Here is a 24,213-nt window from a genome sequence, read left to right as displayed (position 1 = left end):
GATCCATCTCTGGCCAAATCTTCAGTTTGGCTTATATTGCTGATCGGGAATGAAAATTGAGGGACATCTTATGGCAACAGCACAGAATGACTTTAATCGTCCTACCCTTCCAACCGAGGTCTCATCAAAATGGGGCTGGTTCGTCGCTCTCGGCGTCGCACTGCTGATCCTCGGCGGTATTGCTTTCGGCAATCTGGTTCTCGCGACAGTCGTCTCCGTCTACTATGTCGGCATCATGATGCTGGTCGCAGGGATCATCGAAATCATTCATGCTTTCGGCGTGAAGACCTGGGGCAGCTTCTTCTTCTGGCTACTGAGTGGTTTGCTCTATGCAGCCGCAGGCATTGTAGCCTTCGTCAATCCAATTCTCGCCGCAGGCGTGCTGACCTTCCTGCTTGCAGCCGCTCTTCTGGGTTCCGGCTTCTTCCGTATCTGGATGGGCTTCAAGTCAAAGCCAGCAGCAGGCTGGGGCTGGATTGTTGCAGCGGGTGTTATCACCGCTCTCGCAGGTCTCGTCATTGCAATGCAGTGGCCGGTCAACAGCCTGTTCATTCTGGGCCTGTTTTTGGCAATCGACCTGATCTTCCAGGGTTGGTCGTTCATTGCATTCGGCCTCGGCATCAAGCGCTAAAATCATAAACAACAAATTTGCGAAGCGGCGTTCCTCACGCCGCTTTTTCATTTCAAACACCGGGCTTGTTGAGATTTTGGCCAATGACTGCTAGATGCAGCGCAACATCTTCGCAGCGCGCGTTTCGCGCAGCCATCACTTCGCCATTACGAGTTTCTTCATGCCCGCTGATCATCCTGTTTCAAAGCGCCGTACCTTCGCGATCATCGCGCACCCGGATGCTGGTAAAACCACGCTAACCGAAAAGCTTCTGCTGTTCGGTGGCGCCATCCAGCTTGCCGGTGAAGTGAAGGCCAAGAAGGATCGCATCCAGACCCGTTCGGACTGGATGAACATCGAACGCGACCGCGGTATCTCGGTAGTCACTTCCGTGATGACCTTTGAGTATAAGGACTGCATCTTCAACCTGCTTGATACACCGGGCCACGAAGACTTCGCAGACGATACTTATCGCACGCTGACCGCTGTGGATTCTGCCGTCATGGTCATCGACGCCGCAAAAGGTATCGAGCCACGGACGCTGAAGCTATTTGAAGTCTGCCGTATGCGCGATATTCCAATCGTGACCTTCGTCAACAAGATGGACCGTGAAGCACGCGATCCACTCGAAATTCTTGATGAGATCGAAGAAAAGCTGGCGCTTGATACAGCACCGATCACCTGGCCTATCGGTTCGGGCAAAAGCTTTGCCGGCACTTATGATCTGCACAGCAACACTGTGCGCCAGAAGGATGCCGAAGAGCAGCCCACCAAGGTCAGCGGACCGGAAGAAGCAGCGAAGCTTCTGCCTGAAAACGAACGTGAAGCATGGATTGAAAGCGTCGAACTTGCGCGCGGCGTCTGCCGCCCGTTTGACCTCGCATCCTTCCGCGAAGGCCATATGACACCGGTTTATTTCGGTTCAGCACTGAAAAATTACGGTGTGCGCGATCTGATTGAAGCCTTCTGCGACTTCGGCCCAAGCCCACGCGACCAGCAGGCAGATAGCCGCATGGTTGGTGCGACCGAAGACAAAATGACCGGCTTCGTGTTCAAGATTCAGGCCAATATGGACCCGAACCACCGCGACCGTATTGCCTTCCTGCGCGTCTGCTCCGGCAAGCTTTCACGTGGCATGAAGGCCAAGCTGGTGCGTACCGGCAAGCCGATGAGCCTGTCTGCGCCACAGTTCTTCTTTGCACGCTCCCGCCAGATCGCAGACGAAGCATTCGCGGGCGATGTGGTTGGCATCCCGAACCATGGCACATTGCGCATCGGTGACACGCTGACCGAGGGTGAAGACATCCTGTTCCGTGGCGTGCCGAACTTCGCGCCGGAAATTCTGCGCCGCGTCCGCCTTGATGATGCGATGAAGGCGAAGAAGCTGCGTGAAGCGCTTCAGCAGATGGCAGAAGAAGGCGTTGTACAGCTCTTCGTGCCAGATGATGGTTCACCGGCAATTGTCGGGGTGGTTGGTGCGCTGCAGATCGACGTTCTGACCGAACGTCTTAAGATCGAATATTCTCTGCCTGTCGGCTTTGAAATGTCGCGCTTCTCTATTTGCCGCTGGATCACAGCGGATGAACCGGCGGAACTCGACCGCTTCATCGCCTCGCATCGCGCTGATATCGCACACGATCTTGACAATGATCCGGTATTTCTCGCGCAGAATGGCTTCTCACTCAACTACGAAGCCGAGCGTTGGAAGGCGATCCGCTTTGCCACGATCAAGGACTATCAGGTCCGCGACAAGGCCTGATATCACGGAGAAACAATGAACGACCCTGTTCTGGCTGCTCTCAACCTGCCCGATGCACTTGCGCATTCTCTGGCAGGCTATCGCAGTCAGCAGGATGGCATTGGCCGATCCACGGCCAATGTTCTTCTTCTGGAGCACCCGGAAAAAGCCCCGCTCGTTTTAAAGATTGAGCCCGCAAGCCCTGTCGGCGAGCTTGCCGATGAAGCGGCCCGGTTGACCTGGCTCAGTCAGCAAAACATAGCCTGCCCTGCTATCATGAGCTTTGTTCAGGAGCCTGATCAAAGCTATCTGCTCATGACACGGCTGGAAGGCCACGACCTCGCATCTGCTGCAGATCGTCTTGCACCCCAGCGCATCATCGAAATTCTCGCAGCAGCGCTGAAATCATTGCATGATATTGATCCCACATCATGCCCGTTTGATCATCGGGTCGATATTCGCATTGAAGACGTCCGCAAACGTGTTTTGGCAGGTGCGGTTGATGAAGATGATTTCGATGACGAACGTGCAGGACAAACGGCTGAAGATCTGTTCGCAAAACTCTGCAGCCTTAAACCGGCAAGCGAAGATGTCGTCATCACCCACGGCGATGCTTGCCTACCCAATTTCATGGCCGCTAATGGCAATTTCACGGGCTTCATCGACTGTGGAAGACTGGGTCTTGCCGACCGTCATCAGGACTTGGCGCTGGCTTGCTGGAGTGTTGAATATAATCTCGGCAAAGAATGGGTGATGCCATTCTTTGCTCTCTATAACGGCCCTGTAATAGACGAAAAGAAGATCGCTTTTTATCGCCTCTTGGATGAATTCTTTTAGAGCGCATCCCGAAAACCGTTTCACACTTTTCGGGATGCGCTCTAAAACATTCTCCGCAAATGGCTGAGCTTGTCAGGATTGCGGATGAGATAGACCCCCCGGATCAATCCGTCTTCGATCTCCACCGCAGCCACTTGCGGCAGGCCATCCGCCTCAAGGCTCATATGACCGGGTAAGCCATCAAACAGCGCAAAATGATTGATGGCAGGCACAAGCCCATCGGTCTTACGCGCAATACCGTCATAAAAGCGCATGATCTTTTCACGCCCATATATCGGGTTGAGCGCTGCATTGCGGATACCGCCACCGTCGGAATACATCACAGCATCTTCAGCCAGCAGACCTTTCAGCGCCGTCATGTCACCACTGCGGGACGCCTGAAAGAAAGCCTCGGCAATCGTGCGTCCACGATCCTCGGGCATGGAAAACCGCGACTTCTCCTGTCGAACATGGCTGCGTGCGCGGCTCGCCAGCTGACGACAGGCCACAGCATCGCGATCAAGCACACGCCCGACCTCCTCAAAGCCCATATCGAACACGTCATGCAAAAGAAATGCCGCCCGCTCCAGCGGCGACAGTCGGTCGAGAGCCAGCATCAATGTCAATGTGATATCGTCGCTGCGGTCTTCTTCATCCTCGACAAGTGGCTCAGGCAGCCATGTTCCGGGATAGGTTTCGCGTCGTACGCGTGCAGATTTCAGATGATCGAGCGCAAGACGGCTGACCACACGCGTAAGCCAGCCCTGCGGCTCACGGATGGTTGCACGATCCGCAGCGCTCCAGCGCAGCCATGCATCCTGCACAATGTCTTCGGCTTCGGCATGGGTGCCAACCATACGATAGGCAATGCGGATGAGCCGAGGCCGCACGGTCTCGAACACACCCGCATCATTGATATTTGGCTCAAGCGGCAGCTGCATCGGCTTTAACCGGATGAACGAGACGCAGGCCCACTGCAATCCGGTTCCATGCATTGATGGTGGTAATCAGCATGGTCAGATTGACGATCTCTTCGTCTGAGAAATGCGCTTTCAAAGCATCAAAATCCTTATCCGGTGCGCCCGTCTGTGCCAACAGGGTCAGCGCCTCGGTCCAGCCAAGTGCCACCCGCTCCCGCGCAGTATAAAGCGGTGATTCACGCCATGCAGCAACCAGATAGAGGCGCTCTTCAGTTTCGCCAGCCTTCCGCGCATCAGCCGTATGCATATAGATGCAATAGGCGCAGCCATTGATCTGCGAAGCGCGGATTTTCACCAGCTCATAGAGGCTATATTCAAGTCCGGATGCCGCAACGCGCTTTTCCAGCTCAACCATTGCCTGCATGATCTGCGGTGCGAAAGTGTAAGGGGCAAGTCTTAGTTCCATGATCTCTTCTCCTCGATGTTGACCCGTATTGGTCGCTCACCATCAAGACGAGATAGCTGCATCGGAATGTGACATGCCCCGCATAAAAAATCAGCTTTTTATTTCGAGAAGTGCGGCCGCAATTTTTTCTGCAAGCTTTTCAGCAACTTGCTCCTTGCTCATTTCCGGCCATTCTTCGATGCCTGCGCGGCTCAAAACACGCACACGGTTGCGATCGCCGCCCATCACATCGCCAGACACATCATTGGCAACGATCCAGTCGGCACCTTTCTTGTCGAGCTTGCGGCCTGCATTGGCGAGCACGTCCTGCGTTTCCGCAGCAAAGCCCACCACAAGCCCGGGACGCTTCTCACTATGACCAACACCGGCCAGAATATCCGGGTTCTCTATCATGCTGAGCGTTGGTGCGCCCTCGCCCGGCTGTTTCTTGATCTTCTGATCGGCTGCATTAGCTGTCCGCCAGTCGGCAACGGCTGCAACCATCACAGCCGCATCAGCGGGAAGATGGCCTTCGACCGCCGCCTGCATTTCCCGCGCTGTTTCAACATGAGTGACGTTGACGCCCTGCGGATCAGCGATCGTGACAGGACCGGAGACCAGATGCACAGTGGCGCCCAGATGTGCTAGGGCCGCAGCGATGGCATGGCCCTGCTTGCCCGAGGAACGGTTGGCAATATAGCGCACCGGATCAATCGGCTCATGTGTCGGGCCAGATGTCATGACGATCACTTTGCCTGCAAGCGGCTTCGCCTGTGGCGCAAGCAGGTTTTCAATTGCCGCGACAATAGCCAGCGGTTCGCTCATGCGACCTGTGCCAGCCTCTCCACTTTCCGCCATCTCGCCCTTTTCAGGCCCAATGAAATGCACGCCATCCTTTTCCAATGTCAGACGGTTGCGCCGGGTCGCAGCATTGTCCCACATCGCAGGGTTCATGGCAGGTGCAATCAGCAATGGCACCTTGCGGGCGAGAAGCACAGCACTGGCCAGATCATCGGTAATGCCAGTGGCCATCTTGGCCATACGCCCCGCCGTTGCAGGTGCCACAACAATCAGATCGGCATCGCGCGCAAGGCGAATATGGCCGACATCCTGTTCGTCCTCGCGAGAAAAAAGATCCGTAAACACATGATCGGCGGACACAGTGCCGATGGTCAGCGGCGTCACAAACTGCTGCGCTCCGGCAGTCAGGACCGTGCGAACACGCGCGCCACGCTCTTTCAAACGCCGAATGAGGTCCGGTGTTTTGTAAGCTGCAATCCCGCCGCTGATGATGAGAAGAATTCGCTTATCGCGCAATGAACCGGCAATCGGCGACAAAGCAGCGGCTACCGGCTTCGTCTCTTCAAGACCGCCAAGCAGAAGCCTTGCTTCTTCTTCCATGGAGCGCCCGTTTTGAGCGGCTCTCACGCGAAGCCGCTCTTTTGCAGCGTCATCAAGATTGCGGATTGTAATACTGGCCATTTGATTGCACCGGTCTAATACTGATGCAATCAATGAAATCACTATTCTGTTGAATAATCAACAAACAGATGAATTATGGTGCAGCTAAAGCTCGATATAGAGCTTAATCGCTATCGCAGCCAATGAAATTGCAATCACTATCTGCGCAATGCGTCCCCAGCGCGAGTGCCGCGCCTCGGCTCGGCCAATGGCTTCTGCAGTCGCGTCGTCAAAGCGCAGACCGTTTGCAGCCATCTCGTCAAGCGCCACGGAAGCACGATCCATTCTTGCTACCAGCTCAGGCGTCTTGCGGGTGAAATGGAGCAGCGCATAGGCGCTGTCCTTAGCATCCAGCAACATACCCTGCGGCCCGAGGTTCTTGCGAATCCAAGCGCCCACAACCGGCTCGGCTGCTTTCCACATGTTGAAATGCGGATCGAGCGTGCGCGAAACACCTTCCACCACCACCATCGTCTTCTGAAGCATCAGAAGCTCAGGACGTGTTTCCATGTCGAACAGCTCAGTCACTTCAAACAGAAGCGTGAGCAGCTTTGCCATGGAAATGGTTTCGGCTGGCTGTCCGTGGATAGGCTCACCAATCGCGCGGATTGCCTGCGCAAAACTCGCCACATCGTGCTTGTGCGGAACATAACCGGCTTCAAAATGCACTTCCGCAACGCGCAGATAATCGCGTGTGATGAAGCCATAAAGAATTTCTGCGAGAAAGCGCCGCTGATCCTTGTTGAGCCGCCCGGTAATGCCGAAATCAACGGCGACAATAGTGCCTTTGGGGTCGACGAACAGATTACCCGGATGCATGTCGGCATGGAAAAAACCGTCGCGCAGCGTATGACGCAGGAAAGACTGGATCAGCGTTTCAGCAAGCTTCTTGAGGTCGAAGCCGGCTGCATTCAACGCCCCGATATCCGACATCTTGATGCCATCGATCCATTCGAGCGTCAGGACATCGCGGCCCGTCCGCTCCCAGTCAACATCGGGAACGCGGAAACCTTCATCATCCTTGATGTTCTCGGCAATCTCAGAAAGTGCCGCCGCCTCAAGCCGCAGATCCATTTCGATGCGCGTTGTCTGCTGAAGCGTTTCAACCATCTCAACAGGCCGCAAGCGGCGCGTAAAAGGCACATGCCGCTCCTGCATACGGGCGACCATGAAAAAGCTTTCAAGGTCGCGCGCAAAACGCTGGCGGACACCCGGACGGATAACCTTGACGGCAACCTTGTGCGGCGCGCCATCCTTCATCACATAGGCAGGATGGACCTGCGCCATAGATGCAGCCGCAATCGGCGCATCAAAACTCACATAAAGATCATCAATCTTGCGACCGAGAGAATTCTCGACTGCTGAAACGGCTTCCGTCTGCGGGAAGAAATCGAGCCGGTCCTGCAACAGCTCCAGATCGGCGGCAACATCCTTACCGACAATATCCGGACGCGTGGCAAGAAACTGGCCGAGCTTCACATAAGAAGGGCCAAGCTTGTTCATCGCACGCGAAATGCGTTCAGAGCGAGGCGCATCTTTCGCACGCTTGCGCGCAAGCACTTTGGCAAACTTGTGCCCCAGCGCAGGCAGGCCTGCAGCATCATCAACAGGCAGTGAACTCAACACGCCTTCGCGCGCCATGATCCAGCCAGCACGCATCAACCGTATGGCAGCAGAAATATTGCTCATATCAGACTCAGAGCTTCCAGCCTGAATGAAGCGCTGCAATTCCACCTGTGAAATTGCGATAGCTCACACGCTCAAAACCCGCTTCGCGGATCATACGCGCAAAGTCTTCCTGCTTTGGAAACTTGCGGATCGATTCAACCAGATAGCTGTAGGAATCAGCATCACCCGTGATCATCTTGCCAATCTGGGGAATGGCGTTGAAGGACCACTGGTCATAAATCTTATCAAGCAGCGGCAGTTCAACCTCGGAGAATTCAAGGCACATGAAACGACCGCCCGGTTTCAAAACGCGATAGGCTTCAGACAGCGCCTTGTCGATATGCGGGACGTTACGGATGCCGAATGAAATCGTGTAGGCATCGAAGCTTGCATCTTCAAACGGCAGCTCTTCCGCACTGGCTTCCACAAATTCGAGGTTCTCAGCAAGACCCTTCTTGATTGCGCGCTCGCGACCGACACCGAGCATCGAGCCGTTGATATCGAGAATGGTTACATGGGCCTGACGCCCGGACGCTTCAACAATGCGGAATGCAATATCGCCCGTACCACCTGCAACATCGAGCGAAGTCCAGCCCGGACGCTTGGATGGAGCCAGCCAGCTGATCATCGCATCTTTCCAGACGCGGTGCATACCAGCCGACATGAGATCGTTCATCACATCGTAACGCTTGGCAACCTTATGGAAAACGTCATTGACCAGCCCCTGCTTTTCGCTTTCGTCCACTGCCTTGAAGCCGAACGAATGCTCCATGCCACCATGTGCGCCCACGCGGTCTGCATTGCCTGTCTGCTGGCCCATAACTCACCTGCCGGTTCATGTGCGAAACGAAGCCGATCTCCGTTTTCCGTTTGCCTGATGCATATAAAGCTTGTGCCGGACGATACAAGCACAGACCGCAGGCCGATACCCCTTTTGTGATCTGGTGATTAATTTCCGGCAGTTAGCGCGCATAAGCTGGTGGTCAGCCAAGATTCACACGGCAAATTCAAACCACCAGACTTGCGCAAGGGCGGAAAATGGTCAAAGACAGATAAAACTGTGCGTGTGCGCCTGCCACGCGTTTTCTCCGGCATCATTCGCCGTTAAAGTGAAAAACGATAACAAGAAAAGTGGAAAAATCATGGGCGTTAATGTCGTCAGCCATCCGCTTGTCCAGCACAAGCTCACCATCATGCGCAAGCGCGAAACTTCAACCGCCAGCTTCCGGCGTTTGCTGAAAGAAATTTCGCTGCTGCTTTGCTATGAAGTGACCCGCGATCTCGAACTGACCACCATGCAGATCGAAACACCGATGATGCCAATGGAAGCACCAACGCTTGAAGGCAAGAAGCTGGTCTTCGCCTCCATCCTGCGCGCAGGTAACGGCCTGCTGGAAGGTATGTTGGATCTGGTTCCGGCAGCTCGCGTGGCGCATATCGGTCTTTATCGCGATCACGATACGCTGCAGCCAATCGAATATTACTTCAAGGCTCCGGAAGATATCGTCAACCGCCTCATCATCGTGGTCGATCCAATGCTTGCAACCGGCCACTCCGCCATTGCAGCCATCGACAAGCTGAAGGAACGCGGCGCAACCAACATCAAGTTCCTCTGCCTGCTGGCAGCACCGGAAGGCATTGAACGCTTTACTGCGGCTCACCCTGATGTTGACGTCTTCACCGCCTCCATTGATGATAGCCTTGATGAAAAGGGCTATATCATCCCTGGCCTCGGCGATGCCGGTGACCGCATGTATGGTACGAAGTAAGTTTCAAACCATACGATAAAAGACAGATTGATCCGCGCTGACCGCTCGATAATTGTTATTGAGCGGTCAGCGCGGATTTTTTATCTTCTGATGATCAGCAAAAACGGAACAGCTTTATGTCCACGGATAACCGCCTGACAGAACTTGAAATTCGAGTTGCAGAACAGGAAAAGACCATTGAAGAGCTATCATCTGTCTTGGCCGAACAATGGAAAACCGTTGATCAACTGAACAAGAAACTGACAGCTCTCACTGATCGTTTTCTTATGCTGGAAGAACAGACGGCACCTGACGTGCCCGTCACCAAACCTCCACACTGGTAATATCATGATTGAAATCATCAAACTGGACGACCGCAACGATCTCGCCGCCACCTGCGCCAAATGGAACCACAAAGAGTGGGGTTATCTTTCAGGCGCAACTGAAGACCAGATCATTGCCGGAATGCAAGAACTTGTCCATGCAACCGATGGTCAGGCCGTTCGTGCAGCCTTGTGGAATGGCGAACTCGCGGGCTTTGTTCTGCTGATTCATAACGATCTCGACAGCCACCCTCACCTCAAGCCGTGGGTTGCAAGCCTGCTTGTTGCACCGGAATTCCGCGGGCGGGGTGTTGCGAAGGCACTCATGGCTTCAATTGAAGCCGCAGCCCACGAGCTCGGCTATAGTGAAGCCTATCTCTATACCGACAAGCCTGATCTTTATCGCAAAATCGCCTGGAATGATTTTGAAGAGCTGACCGGTGACGATGAAGGTATGTTGATCCTGAATAAGAAAATCGCGCGGAGTTAACCGCGCGATTTTTTTGCTTTTATGATGCTGCTGGTATCGGGCAACTAACGCCCGTTCCGCGCAAGCCGCAATAGCCATTCGGGTTCTTGGCCAGATACTGCTGATGATAATCCTCCGCATAATAGAATGTCGGAGCATCACTAATTTCTGTTGTAATCGGGCCGAGACCACGCCCAGACAGTGCTGACTGATATGCATCTCGGCTCTTCTCAACCGCTTCGCGATCCGCCTCGTCAAAGGTGTAGATCACCGAGCGATATGTTGTGCCGATATCATTGCCCTGTCGCATACCCTGCGTCGGATCATGCTCTTCCCAGAACAGCGTCAGCAGTTCATCAAGGCTCACAACCTTTGGATCGTAAACCACAAGAACAACCTCGGCATGGCCTGTGAGACCCGTGCAGGTTTCCTCATAGGTTGGATTGGGTGTGATTCCGCCCGCATAGCCAACGGCTGTCACATAGACACCCGGCACCTGCCAGAAAAGCCGCTCTGCGCCCCAGAAACACCCCATGCCGAACATGACCTGTTTCAGACCTTCCGGCCATGGCCCCTTCAGCGAATGCCCTGAAACAAAATGCGCTTGAGCAGTCGGAATTGGTGCTGCCCTGCCCGGCAAGGCATCCGATTGGGAAGGCATTTCAATTTTCTTGCGATAGCTGTCCAGAAAACCCATCTAACACCTCCTTATGCATGTCATGAAAGGCGGGAAACCTTACACAACACGAACAAACAAATTCATAGAGCGTAGAAGCCGAAGCTAAACCGTTTACCGCGCGGTGAATTGTAAAAAACGTTTCTCGCGGCGATGGCCAGCGACGTAAAACAGTAGCGCCAACACACCGAACAAGACCCAGCCCGGCTGTTCGAGGACAGGAACGAAGATCCCGTTCCACACTCCTGACGATATATAGTGCGTCACATAAGCTTCTGCATCCCCCAGGCTTTCAGGGGCTGCTCTCGCCCATATATCCAAAAGCGGCTTGGTGACAAAAGCTGAGGCGCCCACCGAGCGCGCTCCGTCCAGAATCGCAAATATGACGCCAAGCGCCAAAGAAATGACCGCGAAACCACGCAAAACAAAACGGATCACGATTCTTGTCCTGTTTCTTCAGATGCAGCGCCATGGAAATCTGCCCGACACTTTATCCTGACTATATCTTTGCAGCACCTTAATTATAGCATGGCACCAGGTTAAGCCCAAAGTGCAGAAATTACCCACCAATCATGCAAAAATTATCCGTTTAATAACAATGGGTTACAGGGGTTACAAAAAGCTTCTCACAGGCTGGAAGATTTTAATGCGGAAAAGCCAAATAAGAGTTGAACATCAGCCCATTCTGGCTATATTGCGCGCCGCAGGGGCTTTTTTGGTAGTCAACCAATACCTGATTTGAAAGCCCTTCCTTGCTTGCGTTAGTTCTGATCATCAGACGATATCACAATAGCAATAGACGGAGAGGTGGCCGAGTGGTTGAAGGCGCACGCCTGGAAAGTGTGTATACGGGGAACCGTATCGCGGGTTCGAATCCCGCTCTCTCCGCCATGAGCCGCTTTTAAGCGCTTGTTTTCCTTAGAATCAATGACTTAGCATGTACTTTTGGTACACAATTCGGTACGCATGTGCTTATGAAAAAAGCTGTAATTCCGGGATTTGAAGCTCAGTACCTGTTTGAAAGAGGCAATGGCAATTACCTCTACAGAAGGCGGATCCCGGCTCGATATCGAGTTCTGGCTGGAGGCCTTCTTGAATTTAAAGCCTCTCTGGGGTGCAAGAACCATAATGAAGTCATTGAAAAATATGGCAAGCTGCATGCTCATTATGAAAGACAGATGGATCGCCTCAAGGCAGGCAGCAGAATCGACAGCACTGAAAGGCTGCCATTAGAAGAGCTCAAATCCATCAGTGCGGACCTAGGCTTACCATATAAATCGGCAGACCAGCTTCTGCAGGATGATGACTTGGATGCTTTTGCCCAGAGATTGATCATTGCCAGCAAACAGCAAAATCCCAACCCGACTGCTATCCAAGCTCTGTTTGGCATTTCACCTAATGAGCCGACCTTAAAAGATGTTCTGGATTTTTATGAAGAGAACACCAGAGACCAATTGATTGGGAAAAACCCCAGAGAGATTTCAAAGAAGAAAGCTCCTGTGCAACTGGCTGTCAAAAGAGCCAATGATTTCTTTGGGAAAGACAAACCCCTTTCCCAGATTACCAAACAGCTTGCCCTCACCTACAGATCACACATGGTTGATCTGGTTCAAACTGAGGAATTGAAAGCAGGTACTGCCAACAAGCAGATTATGCATCTGAGGAAAATCATCCGGTTCTATCTTGAACAGAACGACCTCAAGCAGGATAACCCTTTCAACAAAATTAGCCTGCAAGAAGAAAAGGCGGCCCGCCCAGCCTATTCAATTCAGTTCCTTAAAGAAAAATGGCTTAGAGGCATCCCTTTCTCATCCCTCAATGATGAATCCTTGCATATCCTCTATGCCATCATGGACACAGGAACCGGCCCAAAGGAAATATGTGGGCTGGAACCTCAGGATATTCATCTGGGTCATGAAGTTCCTCATATCGACATCAAACCAAACAAGATCAGGAAGCTCAAAACTGGCCACAGAGGCAGACAAATCCCTTTGGTTGGCCAAAGCTTGATTGCCTTCAAGAAATATCCACATGGTTTCCCTTCTCATACCGGCCCGACAGGACCAGACAATTTCTCAGCCAATGTGAACAAATATCTGAAAGCGCATGGTCTCTGTGAAACTGATGAGCATGGCATCTACAGCCTTAGGCACACCTTCAAAGATAGAATGAGAAAACATAAGCTCCCACCCGAGCTGCAAAACTACCTGATGGGGCATAAAGACGGGTCAATCGGGGCGCATTATGGCAGCGGATACCCATTAAATGACATTCTTGACTACATGAAGCTTTTAGAAGCCGATTGGAAAAACTAAAGTTTTACAATAGCTTAAGCAAAAATGAGCCTATCAAATGCATCCGGTCAATAGCCAAAATGCATTTGATAGGCTTTTTCATGCAAATGATAGTATATTCGGCAAAATAAATATTGTAGGAGTACAGCAACTGCCCAGCCTGAAGGAACCTTTGGCAAGTTAACTGTACTGAATGAAATATAATGAATCTGAACTTGAATATTATGGTAATTTACTGAAAAAAACTGGTGATATTATAGTTAAATTAGGCTATAATGAACTAATTCCGCTCTTCAATCATTACGATGCTCTGATTAAAAATTTCAAAAATCAGTCAGCCCCTCAATGGGGCTGATTAGGATTATTTTCCCATAATCGAATTTATATAATTTATTTTGTTGATCGCGGCTGCCGGCGGCCGCGATCTAAATGATGTTTGGGTGAATTCCCCCTAGATTATGAATATAAAATAAAACCCGATCGGGCCTGAAACTCTGGGTAGCCATTCCCAGGGTAATTGTAAAACTTAACTAAAAATATGAAAGTAACATAATAATGAATATACAGAATCCATCCATTTATGGATATCTGCCGACAGGCAGATCACTAATTAACTCCAGTCATGATCAATGGCTTTATGATCTCTTTATGGAAAAATTCAGATTTGACTTTAACGATCAAAATATAAAATACAAACAGGCTCATTTTGAGAAAAATCTGTATTTTATAACAATGCAGTTCAGAACCGGATTGTTTGCAGCTAAAGATGCGAAGTCAATTTACAACTCCAGACCAATGTTTGAATCCTTCCGGCTCTGGTATTTGGATGCTGTCAGAACCGTTATGGGGCCGAGAGCAGGCAATAAACTCAAATATCAGCCCTTTACTGTAGCCTGTCTGGATGTTGAAGGCTCGGCTCAAGGTGCTGCTGCAACAGTGTTTCAGACACCACATATTCATGCCTGTCTTCTGGTCCATCCAAACAATCAGGATGAATTTGAAGCCCATCTCCTGTCCCTGAAAGCCAAGCAATTCAAGGACCAGATCATATCCAAGATCGACATTAAGCAGTTTAAAGATGATAGTCGCGGAATTGAGCCAATGCTGACCTACTCATCCAAATATGCCAGAGAACAGCAATCAAGCCCGAGGCATACGGTTCTGTTGGAAGCGTATCCTGCTGTCGATGCTAAGAATTATCCGTTCTATCATCCAACTGGTAGCGCAGCTCATAGAATTGGGTGACAGGTTTTGAATGCGTTGAAAGAAAATCAGCCTTGAATTATCGTTAAAGCGTTAAAGATATGACTTGTGTCTCTGTCGAAGGTTTAGGAAATTTTGCGACACGGAGGAAAGCATTAAGGCTCTTTCTATTGTTCGACCAGGTGGAAGTCTTATTTCCTCTGGTGTGAAAACACTTGAGGTCCGTCGATGGAAACCGAACTTGGCCCCTTCAGAAGATCTGCTTATCGTAGAAAATGGCTATTTTCTTCTTGATGATGGCGATCACGATGATGATGGCACTCCGGTAGCTATTGTTAAGGTGAAGGCTGTACGGCCTTTCACACTTGCTGATATGGAAGCAGCCTGCGCCTCATATTTTGAAGAGGGATGGCTCGCATGGGAGTTAGCCTATGTGAGGCCGGTAAGATCTGTCGCTCGCGTCGTTGCTGCGCGAGGCATCTACGAGCTTGATTTCCCCTTGTCGCACAACTCCTAATTCGTGCGACAATGCCCTGCATCGCTGACGCTGCCGGGGTCTTGTCATAAAAGTCAGACGCTAAAGTCTATTGTTTGCAACTATCTTTTACGACAATATCGATGCGTCGGTATCCAGCGACCAGCCTTCTCAAATGTGCCTCCAAGACGGTTAATCGTATTCTGCTCTAAGCGCCTCCCATTCTTCAAGGAGAGTCGCGTATCGGTCTCGGAAACTGTCCTCCTCATTTCCTGTAAGCGGATAGCGATCAATTGAGAATGGTTCGCCGCGAATAACATCCAGAATTCTAATCTCCTCATGAGGTACATCGGGGAGAGCTTGACCCAACAGCCAAAGCCCGAGCCGCGCAGCCTGCTCGTCCAGAACAGGGGTTTCGGAGAAATAGGGGTAAACATAATGCTCGTCTCCCCGACCATCGCGAGCAGACAAAATGTTGTCGACCTTTACGATGGCATCGAGCCCCGGAAACGGAAACTGCATCCTCAGCTGTCGGCCGGGCTCAAAGGGCGCATTCGTCCAGCGGCGTCTCTCGTCCCACCAGAGCAGGAAGCCGTCCCTTAGCTGTGGATAGAGGTTTTGCCGGCGACCATTCCCAGCGATCCGCCCATCAGTCGCGACATGTAGATCATGCATTCCGAAAACATGTCGTTTCGCGTCACTCCAGAAAGGCGCGTAGAAATCTCCGCCGCCCTCGCCGCCTTCATCCTCAGCTCGTGCGCGCTCCTCTCGAATATCGGCCCGGAGTGCCGATCGGCGAGGCCCCTCTGCCAGAAACATGATCTTGAGGAGTTTGCGAAGGTGTACGCGGCGCATCGACATTTCAATCTCCTGAAAACATTAGGACTTAGTGACAACTAATTCGGCGATCTTAGCCGCAACTTCCGCCATCGACTCTTCGGCAGTGCTCAGCCCGGCCCGAGAAGCTAGCAGTAGGCTGACTTGTTCGAGTTCTTCATAGGTTGTTTCATGAGCAACTGGAACGAGCCGCTCTCGCCTAAGAAGCGCGGATAGCTCTTTGTCTGCAATGCCTTCTGCCGGCAGGCGACGCAGCATGGCCGGGGTCACTAAAACGATACCGACCCGGGAATTCACCAAGCCCTTATCGATCGCTCGCATCATCGGCACCCCTAGGCCAAGATCCTTCTCACTGAACCACACACGGACGCCCAGCGCTTCTAGCAAGTCATGTAATTCCTTGGCAGATCCCTGCCTGTCATCCCATGCATGGCACAAAAAAACATCTCGAAGGTCAGGCTGCGACGCCGCTAGGTTCTCAACATGTTCACGAACGGGCGTGAGCGACTGCACTTGTTCAGGCGTGTACCACACAGTCGAACCAGATCCAGACCAACGCGGCTTTGCAGTATGCCGCCCTGATCCGCGACTGCTGCCGCTTCGGCCGCCGGTGCTTCCTGACGAGGGATACAGATAATCCGATCCTGAACTGTACGTGCCGCCATATCCCCTGCTGCTAAAGCCGCGGTAGCGGCTTCCGCAGGCAGGACAGTTGGCGGCTGCAGCGCCTGATCGATGGCCCATCACTGGAGCGGTGCATCTAGCCATATCTTTTTTCTCCTTCCCAGAATCCTCGATTTGAGGATCCCCTCATAAAAAAGACCGCGTCCAGAATGAACGCGGTCTCGGTGGATCAGCCCTTTGGTGGGTAAGGGTCATTGCCATAACTGTCTCGTTCACGAATTTGGCCGTTTCGGCCATGGATCAACAGTTCAGACTGTTGGTTCTGCGCTATCGAACGAGCATGAGCCGTCGCTTCAGCTTGGGTAGAGTGAACAGCAGTGGCGCGGCTGTTACCGGCACCCTGCACTGCCCAACCATTCGCATGTGGCACAACGTGTTGGTTCTTTCCTGACATCTTCTCACCTCCTTTCCGTCCCAGTATGGACATGCCGTAAGATATGGTGAACGATAGCGGTGTTGTCAATAGTGAACATGTCGTTCATTTGACAGAACGGCGTTTTCAACATACTGACTGCCTCCGCAGAGCAAGTAAGGGAGATTATAAATGTCATTAGCTTCGAAGCTCAAGGAGCTTCGGTTGAGGCGCGGAGAGTCGCTCCAACAGGTTGGCGATGCCGTATCAGTCTCGAAGGCTCATATTTGGGAACTGGAAAAGGGAACTAGTACCAATCCGGGACTGGAGCTTCTGAGAAAGCTCGCTGCTCATTTTAACGTGACCGTTCAGTATCTTGCTGAGGACAAAAAGACCGAGCAAGATCCGTCTTCATTACAGTTTTTTCGCGAGTTCGGCGGCAAGCTTTCGGATAAGGACTGGGAAACGCTACGTGTTGTCGCCGAACGCCTGAAGGATAAGGAATCGAAATGAACGACGATCTGATGATGGATCTCGCGGACTGTGCCGCACCCGAGTCAATCATCGCTTGCATCCTACGCCATCACCCGCACTGGACATCGCCAATCCCAATCGAAGATCTAGCACACTCCATCAACATTATTGATATTCTGGAGATGGAAACGGAGGAGTTCGAAGGCGGCCTCACCACCGATCCGGACAAACAGAAGGGAGTCATTCTCTACAAGGCTGGGACAAAAGGGGGGCGTCGACGCTTCACAATCGCTCACGAGATCGGACATTTCTTGATCCCCTGGCATAAAGGGGATCGGCGCTGCACGAAAAAGGACATGGGCGAGCGACGGACCGAAACGCTTATCCAGCAACAGGAAGCAGAAGCCAACAGGTTCGCGGCCGGCTTACTTATGCCAAAGCCATGGTTCGTGTCTGATATGCGCAAACTAGGCAATGCCGACGTAGAGCACATAAGAACGCTTGCTAGAAAATACGAGACAAGCGTCGAAGCTACTGTAGCCCGGTATGTCGAGTTAACGGACGATTGCTGCGCTTTCATCTTCTCGAAAGACGGAATTATTCGATACACCAAAGCGACCAAGGATTTTCCACGTCTATCGGTTCGCTCAAAGCATCATCTTCCAGAGCTAAGCCTATCCGGGCGACCCTCTGAACGCACACAATCTGGTCAATCCGAATGGGCGGAAATTCAGGGAGTTGTCTGGCTTAGGGATGAAGGCCGTTCTCATTGCCCCAAAGTGCTGGAGCAGACGCTGTTTCAACGGGAGGGATACCAGCTCACACTGCTTTTTATTGCTCCCAATGAAATTGAGGACACGGAGGAGATCGAAGCCTTAGAAGAAAGTTGGACACCAAGGTTTCGCCGATAAAAGGACCCACCGTTGGGAGTTTGCTGTTTTGGCCCTTCACACTATTAATCAAATTCGTGACACTTAGAATTTTAGCAACAATGGACGCCTACCGGCAGCGCGCATTACCTGCCGGGAGGCTAGCTTATCGCGCTATATAGCTTGAAACTGCACCTTGCCGTTGTGCAAGAAGTAGGCTTTCGAGAAAAGCCTCAAATCTACGTTGTTAGGCAAGCGTATATCGTGCATATCCGGCAAAGGCTTCGCTTCTGGATCGTAAGAACGATCAATCTGGGAGATGAAGACGAGAATAATACTATTCTTTCGTGCGAATTGTTGAAGGGCAGTTATTTGCTCCGAAAGCTCGGGCTTGTTTCGCCGCTGATCAAGAATTTGTAGGTAGTCGATAACGGCAACCGTTCCTCGAGAAGCACCGACAAGATGATGCATGATATATTCAGCGCAAATTTCGTCAGAGGTCACGATTTCCAGATCAGCACCGAGACCCGGTGTTTCTCCTTCCAGCGACCGGATACGCGCATGGGTTTCCTGTTCGGTGTATTCGAGGGTGAAGAAAATACCGCGCCTGCCGTCATGGATGGCATCTAGTAGCAATCTAAGCCCAAGCAGCGTCTTACCATGAGCGGGCCGCGCTCCCAATAGGAGCATATCGCCATCAGTAAGCCGAGACAGCATTTCGCTTGCTGTCGCAGCCGTCGAAACACGGGCGGAAAGCAGACTCCACCCTGCAAAACCTTCGTCGCGTGCTATGCGGTCCAACGCCTTGTACAGGGGAATGTTTTCATCGCGAGCCAGCAACTTGGCCCTACGTTTCAGTTTATAGATTGGAGCAGAAAGTTTCATCAAAGAACCTCCATTCCGAGCAGGAAACACAACCCCTCCTTATGCGGCGCTCGAACGGATGATTCGGTGATCTCAATACCCCGTATGAACGATACTTTCCCAATGGGAGGGAGGAGGCTCGGGCCAAGCCTATACGTTCACTATAGCCTAATATGCGTGTCGCGAAAATCCCAAAATCAGCGACAAAGTTTTGGTGGCAGTAATACGTTGGGCTTGTGTTACCGATCAAGTCCAATGAGCGTCTCGGAAGGAATCGAAAGCAGAAACCATGCAACCGCTCTAACCAGTTCAACTTCTTCAGAAAAATGGGACTAACAGCCCTAATTCGCGTGAAACAGAATATACAATTCTGTTTCGTTTTTTCGCTTGTATCACATCTTTTTGGGCCAGCAACCCCTGATTTTCCAAGGTTTTTGAAACACTTCCTAGAAGAATTGTTTCAACAAAAAGCGGGCCATTTCTTTTTCATTTTTCTTTGAATGCTCAATCCCAGGCTCAAGCCCGAGACCGAATTGTATATTCTGTTTCATATAGCGGCCACATTAATACCCTTATGCATCATCAAATACATTTTTCTCTTTCTATTTGAAACATTTCTCATGAATTTTGTTTCCCCCGTAAATACAATATCAAATCTAAGTAGTTTCGAATCGGGGGTAATTTTATGTCCAATCAACCAAACATGAACACTATCGCAGCGGAAATGGCTGCCGAATTAATTAAGTCTGCGTTTAATTCAGTTATGGAAAAGGGTTCAAAGGGCTTTAAGAATTTATGGTCAGCCATATTTGAAGATTTTAAGCCATACATGAATGACATATACAGAAAGAATAGTCATGTCAGAATTATATGTCAGAAAGAAAATGATGTTCCTTTCGATAAGATTTATATAAACAGCCATTTCCGACTTGGAAAAGAAACTTTTACAGACGAAGATTTAATATCAAAAATACGCGATAAAAAAAATATTGTCATTAATGGCGATGGTGGCGCTGGGAAAACTTTTTTTATGAGGCATCTATGGATGACTCTTTTCAAAACATCATACCAATTTACGCCTATATTCTATGAGCTTCGTCTTTTAAACGACATCACCGATATCAATATTGAAGCTATTATTCGCGTCTCCATTTCAAAAAAACGAGAGCTATCTCCTGAGGTTTTTTCGCATTTCTGCGATAATGGTGCATTTTGTTTTATCTTAGATGGATTTGATGAGATCAACGTAAATAAGCGCGATATAATTCAAAAACAAATAATCGAATTATCAAATAAGTATCCGAATTGTCGGATTGTCGTTTCGAGTAGACACGAAGGAAGATTTGCTGGGTGGCAAAACTTCCAAGTTTTCAACTCAGAACCATTTACTTTCAGCCAAGTTAGCACTCTAGTAGACAAAATCCCTTTTGATGAACCGTCGAAAAAAGCTTTCAATAAAATTGTTGATGAAAAATTTTATTATGAAAACAAAACTTTTCTATCGAATCCACTATTATGCGTAATGATGCTGATGACATTTAAAGAAAATATGGACATTCCGAAGCGGATGAATATATTTTATGAGCACGCATTTACTACTTTATATCAGTGGCACGATGCAACAAAAATATACACGCGAGAAAAATGCCTTGATTTCATTGATTTTCAAAGATCTTTTTCGATGTTTTGTCTTTACAGCTACCATAAGGGAAAATCGGAATTCACTTATTCTGAAATAATTGATTATATATCTTCAAGTAGTAAATATTGTGGGATAACGAAGAAGCCAGATGATATATTGCATGACTATATGCAGTCTGTAAATTTAATTAAAATGAACGGTTTATCATATACATTTATACATAGATCATTTCAGGAGTATTTTACCGCGTATGCATTGATGCGTATTGTGCCGAATAAATTTGAATCCATAATAAGGCAAATTGCCGAACGTCACAGCGACAGTGTAATACTTTTATGTTATGAGATGAATGGTAGAAAAGTCATAGATGAATACATAACTCCTCTTTACAATCGAATTGTAAGTGCGAATCTATTAACTAGTGATGGACACCGTTATTTCTATCTCAATAGCCTTGGCGTAAAAGTGAGCTTTACAATCGGTTCGGGGAAGCCATCTATGGCTTTCAAAACCCAGAGCGAGCATCTCCTAGAATTTCTCATCAATGTGAGAAAAATAATCAACTCCAAAAATGGCGTGACATTTATTGCGACATTATTTACCAGTGACGAAATATTTACTGCCGTCCGAAAAATAATGAAAGCAATAGATGTTAAAGTAAATCAATCATTTAGTATTAACATAGATTTGGACGGAATTGAAATCACACAAGATAATAAATCTGGCAATGACAAGAATCTGAAAATAGACACTAGTAGATATAAAGACATTATTGATAAGCATAATTTTGATAAAACAGAATTATTAGTACAAAAAGAGCTTGCCGAAATCGTTGCCTGGTATAGAAAACAGATAAGATCATTGAAAAGACAGGAAAAGTCTTTAGATGATATCTTGGAATTATAAACTTTTCTTCCTTCCTGGCTTGATGTTATTCACCTCATATTCTTGGTTAGTTTCTTTAATTAATAATACAGCAACCTCACATTCTAAAGCACTGGCTAACTTTACTAGTGTTTTTAATGTGGGGTTTTTTTTTCCACGCTCAAGGTAACCAACATAAGCTCGCTCCACTCCTGCACGCAAAGCCAGCTCATCCTGAGATATGTTTTTGGCAACTCTAATCCTTCTGAGATTGAGTGCTAGAAGCTCTTGAATTTCCATACAAAAACAAAAGCATTTTGCCTTTCGTATAACCACGTTTTTTAAAACGTGGTATTATAGAACGCGAATCGATTGGCTTTTATGCCAGTTAAGGCAACTGTTTCTTGGGGCTATTGGAATGCTGAATGATCCTTATGGCAAAAGGCTCTACCTAACTGCATCAGAAAGAAGTTCATTTCTACAATCTGCTATGAAGACGTCTGGTGAGATCAGATCATTTTGTGAAACTCTTCATTTCACAGGTTGCAGAATTTCTGAGGCTTTAAACCTCACTGTCGATCGCATCGACATTGAAAATGAGGTTGTTGTTTTTGAAACCCTCAAAAAGAGAAGAGCAGGAATTTACAGGTCTGTCCCTGTCCCACAGGCACTCATGAACACACTCGACCTAGTTCACCAAGTCAGGAGGCCAGGCAAGCTGAATCGCAAGCTGTGGCAATGGTCTAGGGTTACTGCTTGGAGGCATATCAAAGCAGTGATGGCAGATGCCAAAATCCAGGATGGCCCTCATACATCGCCCAAGGGGCTAAGGCATGGCTATGGAGTGAATGCTATCTCAGCAGGCGTTCCTCTTAACATGCTCTCTAAGTGGATGGGGCATTCGGCCATTGAAGTTACTGCCATCTATACCAATGCAATCGGCAGTGAGCAGAAACAATTATCAGCAAGAATGTGGGAACAGCAATAATGAGTGATTTTTCTGTATCAGGTAAAGTTCAGACAGATGAGATTGACACTGCAGCTGATTTTGAGAAGATCTTTGTTAAGGAACTTAACAGCACTTTCAATAAGGTTAAAACCAAGAATGGTTCCAATGGCTTGACCATAACCGGCCGAGTCAAAACAGCAATCTTTAATCCCATAGCCTCTTTCAAAGGCAAGCTTGATGTAAGCATTAAAAATGGCCAATGTAGATACATTTATGATGGGAAAGTTAGCACAAATGGCTGGTTTTGGATCACACTACTGATCTTCATGGTACTATTTTTCCCACTGATACTGGTGATTGTCATCATGTACCACAAGCAAAAGAACCAGATCATTGAAGAGATGAAGCGGCTGGATCAAAGATTGCATTTTGCAGTAGATAAACTCTGAAATACAAAGACTTATAACCGGATGGAAACCAAGGGGTGTCACACCTATCCCTTGGTTGGTACACAAATTGGCACGCGCGCAGCGAGCGCGCATCATATTTTATCATTTATTTTCAATGTGCTGCGGTTAAAATATTTCTAGGCGGGAGTCCGCTCTCTCCGCCAGAAATATTTTCAACTCGATATTCAAACGTTCTTATTTCAGGCATAACGACCTTATCTAAGGTTCGTATTTTCTCATACAAAGGTACTGAAATTTACGGTCCAGCATCTCGTCCATTTACCCAAATCAGCGATGAGATCGCACCGACCGTTCGCATTTATGATTACGCCACGCCGAAAATCTCATCAAGGTAGAGCCGCTCATACGAAAGTTGCCAAGCGTACCCCTCGTCAGCTCTAAAGGCATCATTCGATGCATAAGGCGGTGCTTGCCGAACGGGAAAACTAAACGAACGAAGGGCTAGTTCACTTGATATCCAGCAGCCTGCATGCTCACCGATCTTAAACTGCGTAGATCACTTCCGCTTCTTCTTCGTCTGCAGATGGCAGACTTTCACGCGCTCGCCATTCTTGCCTTTTCGCCAGACGCAACCTTCGTTGCGGGGCTTGCCTTTGTAGAGATAAATCTTGCCCCGCCGTTTGCTGTTAAAGGTCTGATTGGAGAAATCATGACCACCGACCCGCACATTCTTGCCAAAGCGCACTTCGGCATATGCTGGAAACCCAAGTGACACAGCGAGCATAACGGCTAACCCAATAGATAGAAGCTTCATCGGCTATTTTCCTGTTACGAGCTTACTAGTTGGCTTAGTATAGAATTTCGAAGCCACTTTTTCAAAAGCGCCGCGTTGTGCTTTCAGGACCGTTGGATTTGCATTGTTATGTGAGGTTAGCGGGTGCCCCAGCATGTAGGCAGCATGGCTTATGTTGGCCTGCCCTTTAGCTTTCACCAGGTGCCAGAAACGTCAAAAGCCCGGGCTGCAATTGCACCGGGCTTTTTGATTTGGTTTAGTTTAGTACTGTTTGGAGATTTTGGTTGCGGGGGCAGGATTTGAACCTGCGGCCTTCAGGTTATGAGCCTGACGAGCTACCGGGCTGCTCCACCCCGCGTTATTAAGTGCGAACCATTGCGGCCCGGGAGCGAAGTCAGGCCCCTTTTTTCAAGGAATGGGCCTGATGAGGTGAGGTCGTTTAAAAATCGATTGATTATCGATTTTAGACCGAACGGGCTGCTCCGAGCCACTCTCACTTATTCATTGTATTCGGTATTTTTCGCGGTTGCCGCGTTGAATGGTCTGTTTTGTATGGTTTTGAGAAGATGATTGATATTTGTGTGCTTAGCAGACCTGGCAGCGACCTACTCTCCCGTGTCTTAAGACAA

28 protein-coding genes and 2 tRNA genes are annotated in these 24,213 nt (G+C 49.5%); 15 read left to right on the top strand and 15 right to left on the bottom strand.

All coding sequences use genetic code 11. From position 1 onward, the window contains the following. Positions 1-70: 70 nt before the first annotated feature. From RT142_RS18500 to RT142_RS18490, 3 genes are all read left to right on the top strand, one after another. Positions 71-631 carry an HdeD family acid-resistance protein gene (locus RT142_RS18500; protein WP_064322452.1) on the top strand — a complete coding sequence of 187 codons (561 nt, stop codon included), beginning with the start codon at positions 71-73 and terminating at the stop codon, positions 629-631. Between the two features lie 160 nt (positions 632-791). Then, positions 792-2,369: a peptide chain release factor 3 gene (locus RT142_RS18495; RefSeq protein ID WP_007876460.1), complete on the top strand. Its 1,578-nt coding sequence runs from the start codon at positions 792-794 to the stop codon at positions 2,367-2,369. Positions 2,370-2,384: 15 nt separating this feature from the next. Next, a complete protein-coding gene (locus tag RT142_RS18490) occupies positions 2,385-3,185 on the top strand; it encodes an APH(3')-II family aminoglycoside O-phosphotransferase (RefSeq protein WP_112805444.1) in 801 nt (266 codons plus the stop codon). 41 nt (positions 3,186-3,226) lie between these two features. On the opposite strand, the gene RT142_RS18485 is transcribed toward RT142_RS18490, so the two are convergent. The 5 genes from RT142_RS18485 to ubiE all read right to left on the bottom strand — a co-directional run bounded on the left by RT142_RS18485 (position 3,227) and on the right by ubiE (position 8,478). Next, positions 3,227-4,105 carry a sigma-70 family RNA polymerase sigma factor gene (locus tag RT142_RS18485; protein ID WP_112805442.1) on the bottom strand — a complete coding sequence of 293 codons (879 nt, stop codon included), beginning with the start codon at positions 4,103-4,105 and terminating at the stop codon, positions 3,227-3,229. Then, positions 4,089-4,550: a carboxymuconolactone decarboxylase family protein gene (locus RT142_RS18480; RefSeq protein ID WP_112805440.1), complete on the bottom strand. Its 462-nt coding sequence runs from the start codon at positions 4,548-4,550 to the stop codon at positions 4,089-4,091. The genes RT142_RS18485 and RT142_RS18480 overlap by 17 nt, the downstream gene beginning before the upstream one ends. Positions 4,551-4,640: 90 nt before the next feature. Beyond that, on the bottom strand, positions 4,641-6,011 hold the full coding sequence (gene coaBC / locus RT142_RS18475) for a bifunctional phosphopantothenoylcysteine decarboxylase/phosphopantothenate--cysteine ligase CoaBC (protein ID WP_313030600.1): 1,371 nt from the start codon (positions 6,009-6,011) through the stop codon (positions 4,641-4,643). Positions 6,012-6,095: 84 nt separating this feature from the next. Further along, complete coding sequence (ubiB, locus tag RT142_RS18470) at positions 6,096-7,679, bottom strand: 2-polyprenylphenol 6-hydroxylase (protein ID WP_113160180.1); 1,584 nt, start codon at positions 7,677-7,679, stop codon at positions 6,096-6,098. A gap of 7 nt (positions 7,680-7,686) precedes the next feature. Next, positions 7,687-8,478 (bottom strand): bifunctional demethylmenaquinone methyltransferase/2-methoxy-6-polyprenyl-1,4-benzoquinol methylase UbiE, encoded by a 792-nt coding sequence (ubiE, locus tag RT142_RS18465; RefSeq protein WP_007876472.1) that lies wholly within the window; start codon positions 8,476-8,478, stop codon positions 7,687-7,689. Between the two features lie 322 nt (positions 8,479-8,800). On the opposite strand from ubiE, the gene upp reads away from it, so the two are divergent. The 3 genes from upp (at position 8,801) to RT142_RS18450 (ending at position 10,219) form a co-directional block, all read left to right on the top strand. Continuing rightward, complete coding sequence (gene upp, locus RT142_RS18460) at positions 8,801-9,427, top strand: uracil phosphoribosyltransferase (protein WP_007876474.1); 627 nt, start codon at positions 8,801-8,803, stop codon at positions 9,425-9,427. A 116-nt stretch (positions 9,428-9,543) separates the two neighbouring features. Then, the gene (locus RT142_RS18455) at positions 9,544-9,750 is read left to right on the top strand and encodes a SlyX family protein (protein ID WP_064321008.1); all 207 of its coding nucleotides are present in this window, start codon (positions 9,544-9,546) and stop codon (positions 9,748-9,750) included. 4 nt (positions 9,751-9,754) lie between these two features. Next, positions 9,755-10,219: a GNAT family N-acetyltransferase gene (locus RT142_RS18450; RefSeq protein ID WP_313030596.1), complete on the top strand. Its 465-nt coding sequence runs from the start codon at positions 9,755-9,757 to the stop codon at positions 10,217-10,219. A gap of 19 nt (positions 10,220-10,238) precedes the next feature. Here the strand turns inward: RT142_RS18450 and msrA are convergent, their stop codons facing one another. Together msrA and RT142_RS18440 are read right to left on the bottom strand one after the other, a co-directional pair. Further along, the gene (gene msrA / locus RT142_RS18445) at positions 10,239-10,895 is read right to left on the bottom strand and encodes a peptide-methionine (S)-S-oxide reductase MsrA (protein WP_112812689.1); all 657 of its coding nucleotides are present in this window, start codon (positions 10,893-10,895) and stop codon (positions 10,239-10,241) included. 93 nt (positions 10,896-10,988) lie between these two features. After that, complete coding sequence (locus tag RT142_RS18440) at positions 10,989-11,312, bottom strand: hypothetical protein (RefSeq protein WP_079212239.1); 324 nt, start codon at positions 11,310-11,312, stop codon at positions 10,989-10,991. 363 nt (positions 11,313-11,675) lie between these two features. Here RT142_RS18440 and RT142_RS18435 point away from each other — a divergent pair. The 4 genes from RT142_RS18435 (at position 11,676) to RT142_RS18420 (ending at position 14,888) form a co-directional block, all read left to right on the top strand. After that, a tRNA-Ser gene (locus RT142_RS18435) sits at positions 11,676-11,765 on the top strand. An 83-nt stretch (positions 11,766-11,848) separates the two neighbouring features. Beyond that, positions 11,849-13,189, top strand: a complete 1,341-nt coding sequence (locus RT142_RS18430; protein ID WP_313030592.1) for a tyrosine-type recombinase/integrase — start codon at positions 11,849-11,851, stop codon at positions 13,187-13,189. A 627-nt stretch (positions 13,190-13,816) separates the two neighbouring features. Further along, positions 13,817-14,413 (top strand): hypothetical protein, encoded by a 597-nt coding sequence (locus RT142_RS18425; RefSeq protein WP_313030588.1) that lies wholly within the window; start codon positions 13,817-13,819, stop codon positions 14,411-14,413. Between the two features lie 64 nt (positions 14,414-14,477). Continuing rightward, entirely contained in the window at positions 14,478-14,888 is a 411-nt protein-coding gene (locus RT142_RS18420) for an ASCH domain-containing protein (RefSeq protein WP_313030585.1), read from the top strand. Positions 14,889-15,038: 150 nt separating this feature from the next. On the opposite strand, the gene RT142_RS18415 is transcribed toward RT142_RS18420, so the two are convergent. The 4 genes from RT142_RS18415 to RT142_RS18400 form a co-directional block, all read right to left on the bottom strand. After that, on the bottom strand, positions 15,039-15,707 hold the full coding sequence (locus RT142_RS18415; RefSeq protein ID WP_313030583.1) for a hypothetical protein: 669 nt from the start codon (positions 15,705-15,707) through the stop codon (positions 15,039-15,041). A gap of 18 nt (positions 15,708-15,725) precedes the next feature. Next, on the bottom strand, positions 15,726-16,196 hold the full coding sequence (locus RT142_RS18410; protein WP_313030580.1) for a toll/interleukin-1 receptor domain-containing protein: 471 nt from the start codon (positions 16,194-16,196) through the stop codon (positions 15,726-15,728). Next, positions 16,154-16,348: a hypothetical protein gene (locus tag RT142_RS18405; RefSeq protein ID WP_313030578.1), complete on the bottom strand. Its 195-nt coding sequence runs from the start codon at positions 16,346-16,348 to the stop codon at positions 16,154-16,156. The genes RT142_RS18410 and RT142_RS18405 overlap by 43 nt, the downstream gene beginning before the upstream one ends. 188 nt (positions 16,349-16,536) lie before the next feature. Then, positions 16,537-16,761 carry a DUF2188 domain-containing protein gene (locus RT142_RS18400; protein ID WP_003571562.1) on the bottom strand — a complete coding sequence of 75 codons (225 nt, stop codon included), beginning with the start codon at positions 16,759-16,761 and terminating at the stop codon, positions 16,537-16,539. Between the two features lie 150 nt (positions 16,762-16,911). On the opposite strand from RT142_RS18400, the gene RT142_RS18395 reads away from it, so the two are divergent. Beyond that, positions 16,912-17,232 carry a helix-turn-helix transcriptional regulator gene (locus RT142_RS18395; RefSeq protein ID WP_313030571.1) on the top strand — a complete coding sequence of 107 codons (321 nt, stop codon included), beginning with the start codon at positions 16,912-16,914 and terminating at the stop codon, positions 17,230-17,232. Then, complete coding sequence (locus tag RT142_RS18390) at positions 17,229-18,104, top strand: ImmA/IrrE family metallo-endopeptidase (RefSeq protein WP_313030569.1); 876 nt, start codon at positions 17,229-17,231, stop codon at positions 18,102-18,104. Before RT142_RS18395 ends, RT142_RS18390 begins: the two co-directional genes overlap by 4 nt. A gap of 132 nt (positions 18,105-18,236) precedes the next feature. Here the strand turns inward: RT142_RS18390 and RT142_RS18385 are convergent, their stop codons facing one another. Then, positions 18,237-18,947: a DNA helicase gene (locus tag RT142_RS18385; protein ID WP_313030566.1), complete on the bottom strand. Its 711-nt coding sequence runs from the start codon at positions 18,945-18,947 to the stop codon at positions 18,237-18,239. Between the two features lie 664 nt (positions 18,948-19,611). Here RT142_RS18385 and RT142_RS18380 point away from each other — a divergent pair. Next, positions 19,612-21,474 (top strand): NACHT domain-containing protein, encoded by a 1,863-nt coding sequence (locus tag RT142_RS18380; protein ID WP_313030563.1) that lies wholly within the window; start codon positions 19,612-19,614, stop codon positions 21,472-21,474. Here RT142_RS18380 and RT142_RS18375 read toward each other — a convergent pair. Then, the gene (locus RT142_RS18375; RefSeq protein WP_313030560.1) at positions 21,469-21,732 is read right to left on the bottom strand and encodes a helix-turn-helix transcriptional regulator; all 264 of its coding nucleotides are present in this window, start codon (positions 21,730-21,732) and stop codon (positions 21,469-21,471) included. The two genes, RT142_RS18380 and RT142_RS18375, sit on opposite strands and share 6 nt — an antisense overlap. Before the next feature lie 118 nt (positions 21,733-21,850). Between RT142_RS18375 and RT142_RS18370 the strand changes: the two genes are divergently transcribed. Then, complete coding sequence (locus RT142_RS18370) at positions 21,851-22,420, top strand: site-specific integrase (protein ID WP_313030558.1); 570 nt, start codon at positions 21,851-21,853, stop codon at positions 22,418-22,420. Next, positions 22,420-22,830: a hypothetical protein gene (locus RT142_RS18365; RefSeq protein WP_313030555.1), complete on the top strand. Its 411-nt coding sequence runs from the start codon at positions 22,420-22,422 to the stop codon at positions 22,828-22,830. Before RT142_RS18370 ends, RT142_RS18365 begins: the two co-directional genes overlap by 1 nt. A gap of 517 nt (positions 22,831-23,347) precedes the next feature. Here the strand turns inward: RT142_RS18365 and RT142_RS18360 are convergent. Beyond that, positions 23,348-23,605, bottom strand: a complete 258-nt coding sequence (locus RT142_RS18360; protein ID WP_105518879.1) for a hypothetical protein — start codon at positions 23,603-23,605, stop codon at positions 23,348-23,350. A 260-nt stretch (positions 23,606-23,865) separates the two neighbouring features. Then, positions 23,866-23,942, bottom strand: a tRNA-Met gene (locus RT142_RS18355). Positions 23,943-24,213: the final 271 nt, after the last annotated feature.

This window comes from Brucella sp. (assembly GCF_032066345.1).
GTDB classification, from domain to species: domain Bacteria; phylum Pseudomonadota; class Alphaproteobacteria; order Rhizobiales; family Rhizobiaceae; genus Brucella; species Brucella pseudogrignonensis.
The sequence above is the reverse complement of the archived record's forward strand: the minus strand, read 5'-3'. Positions and strand labels throughout refer to the sequence as shown.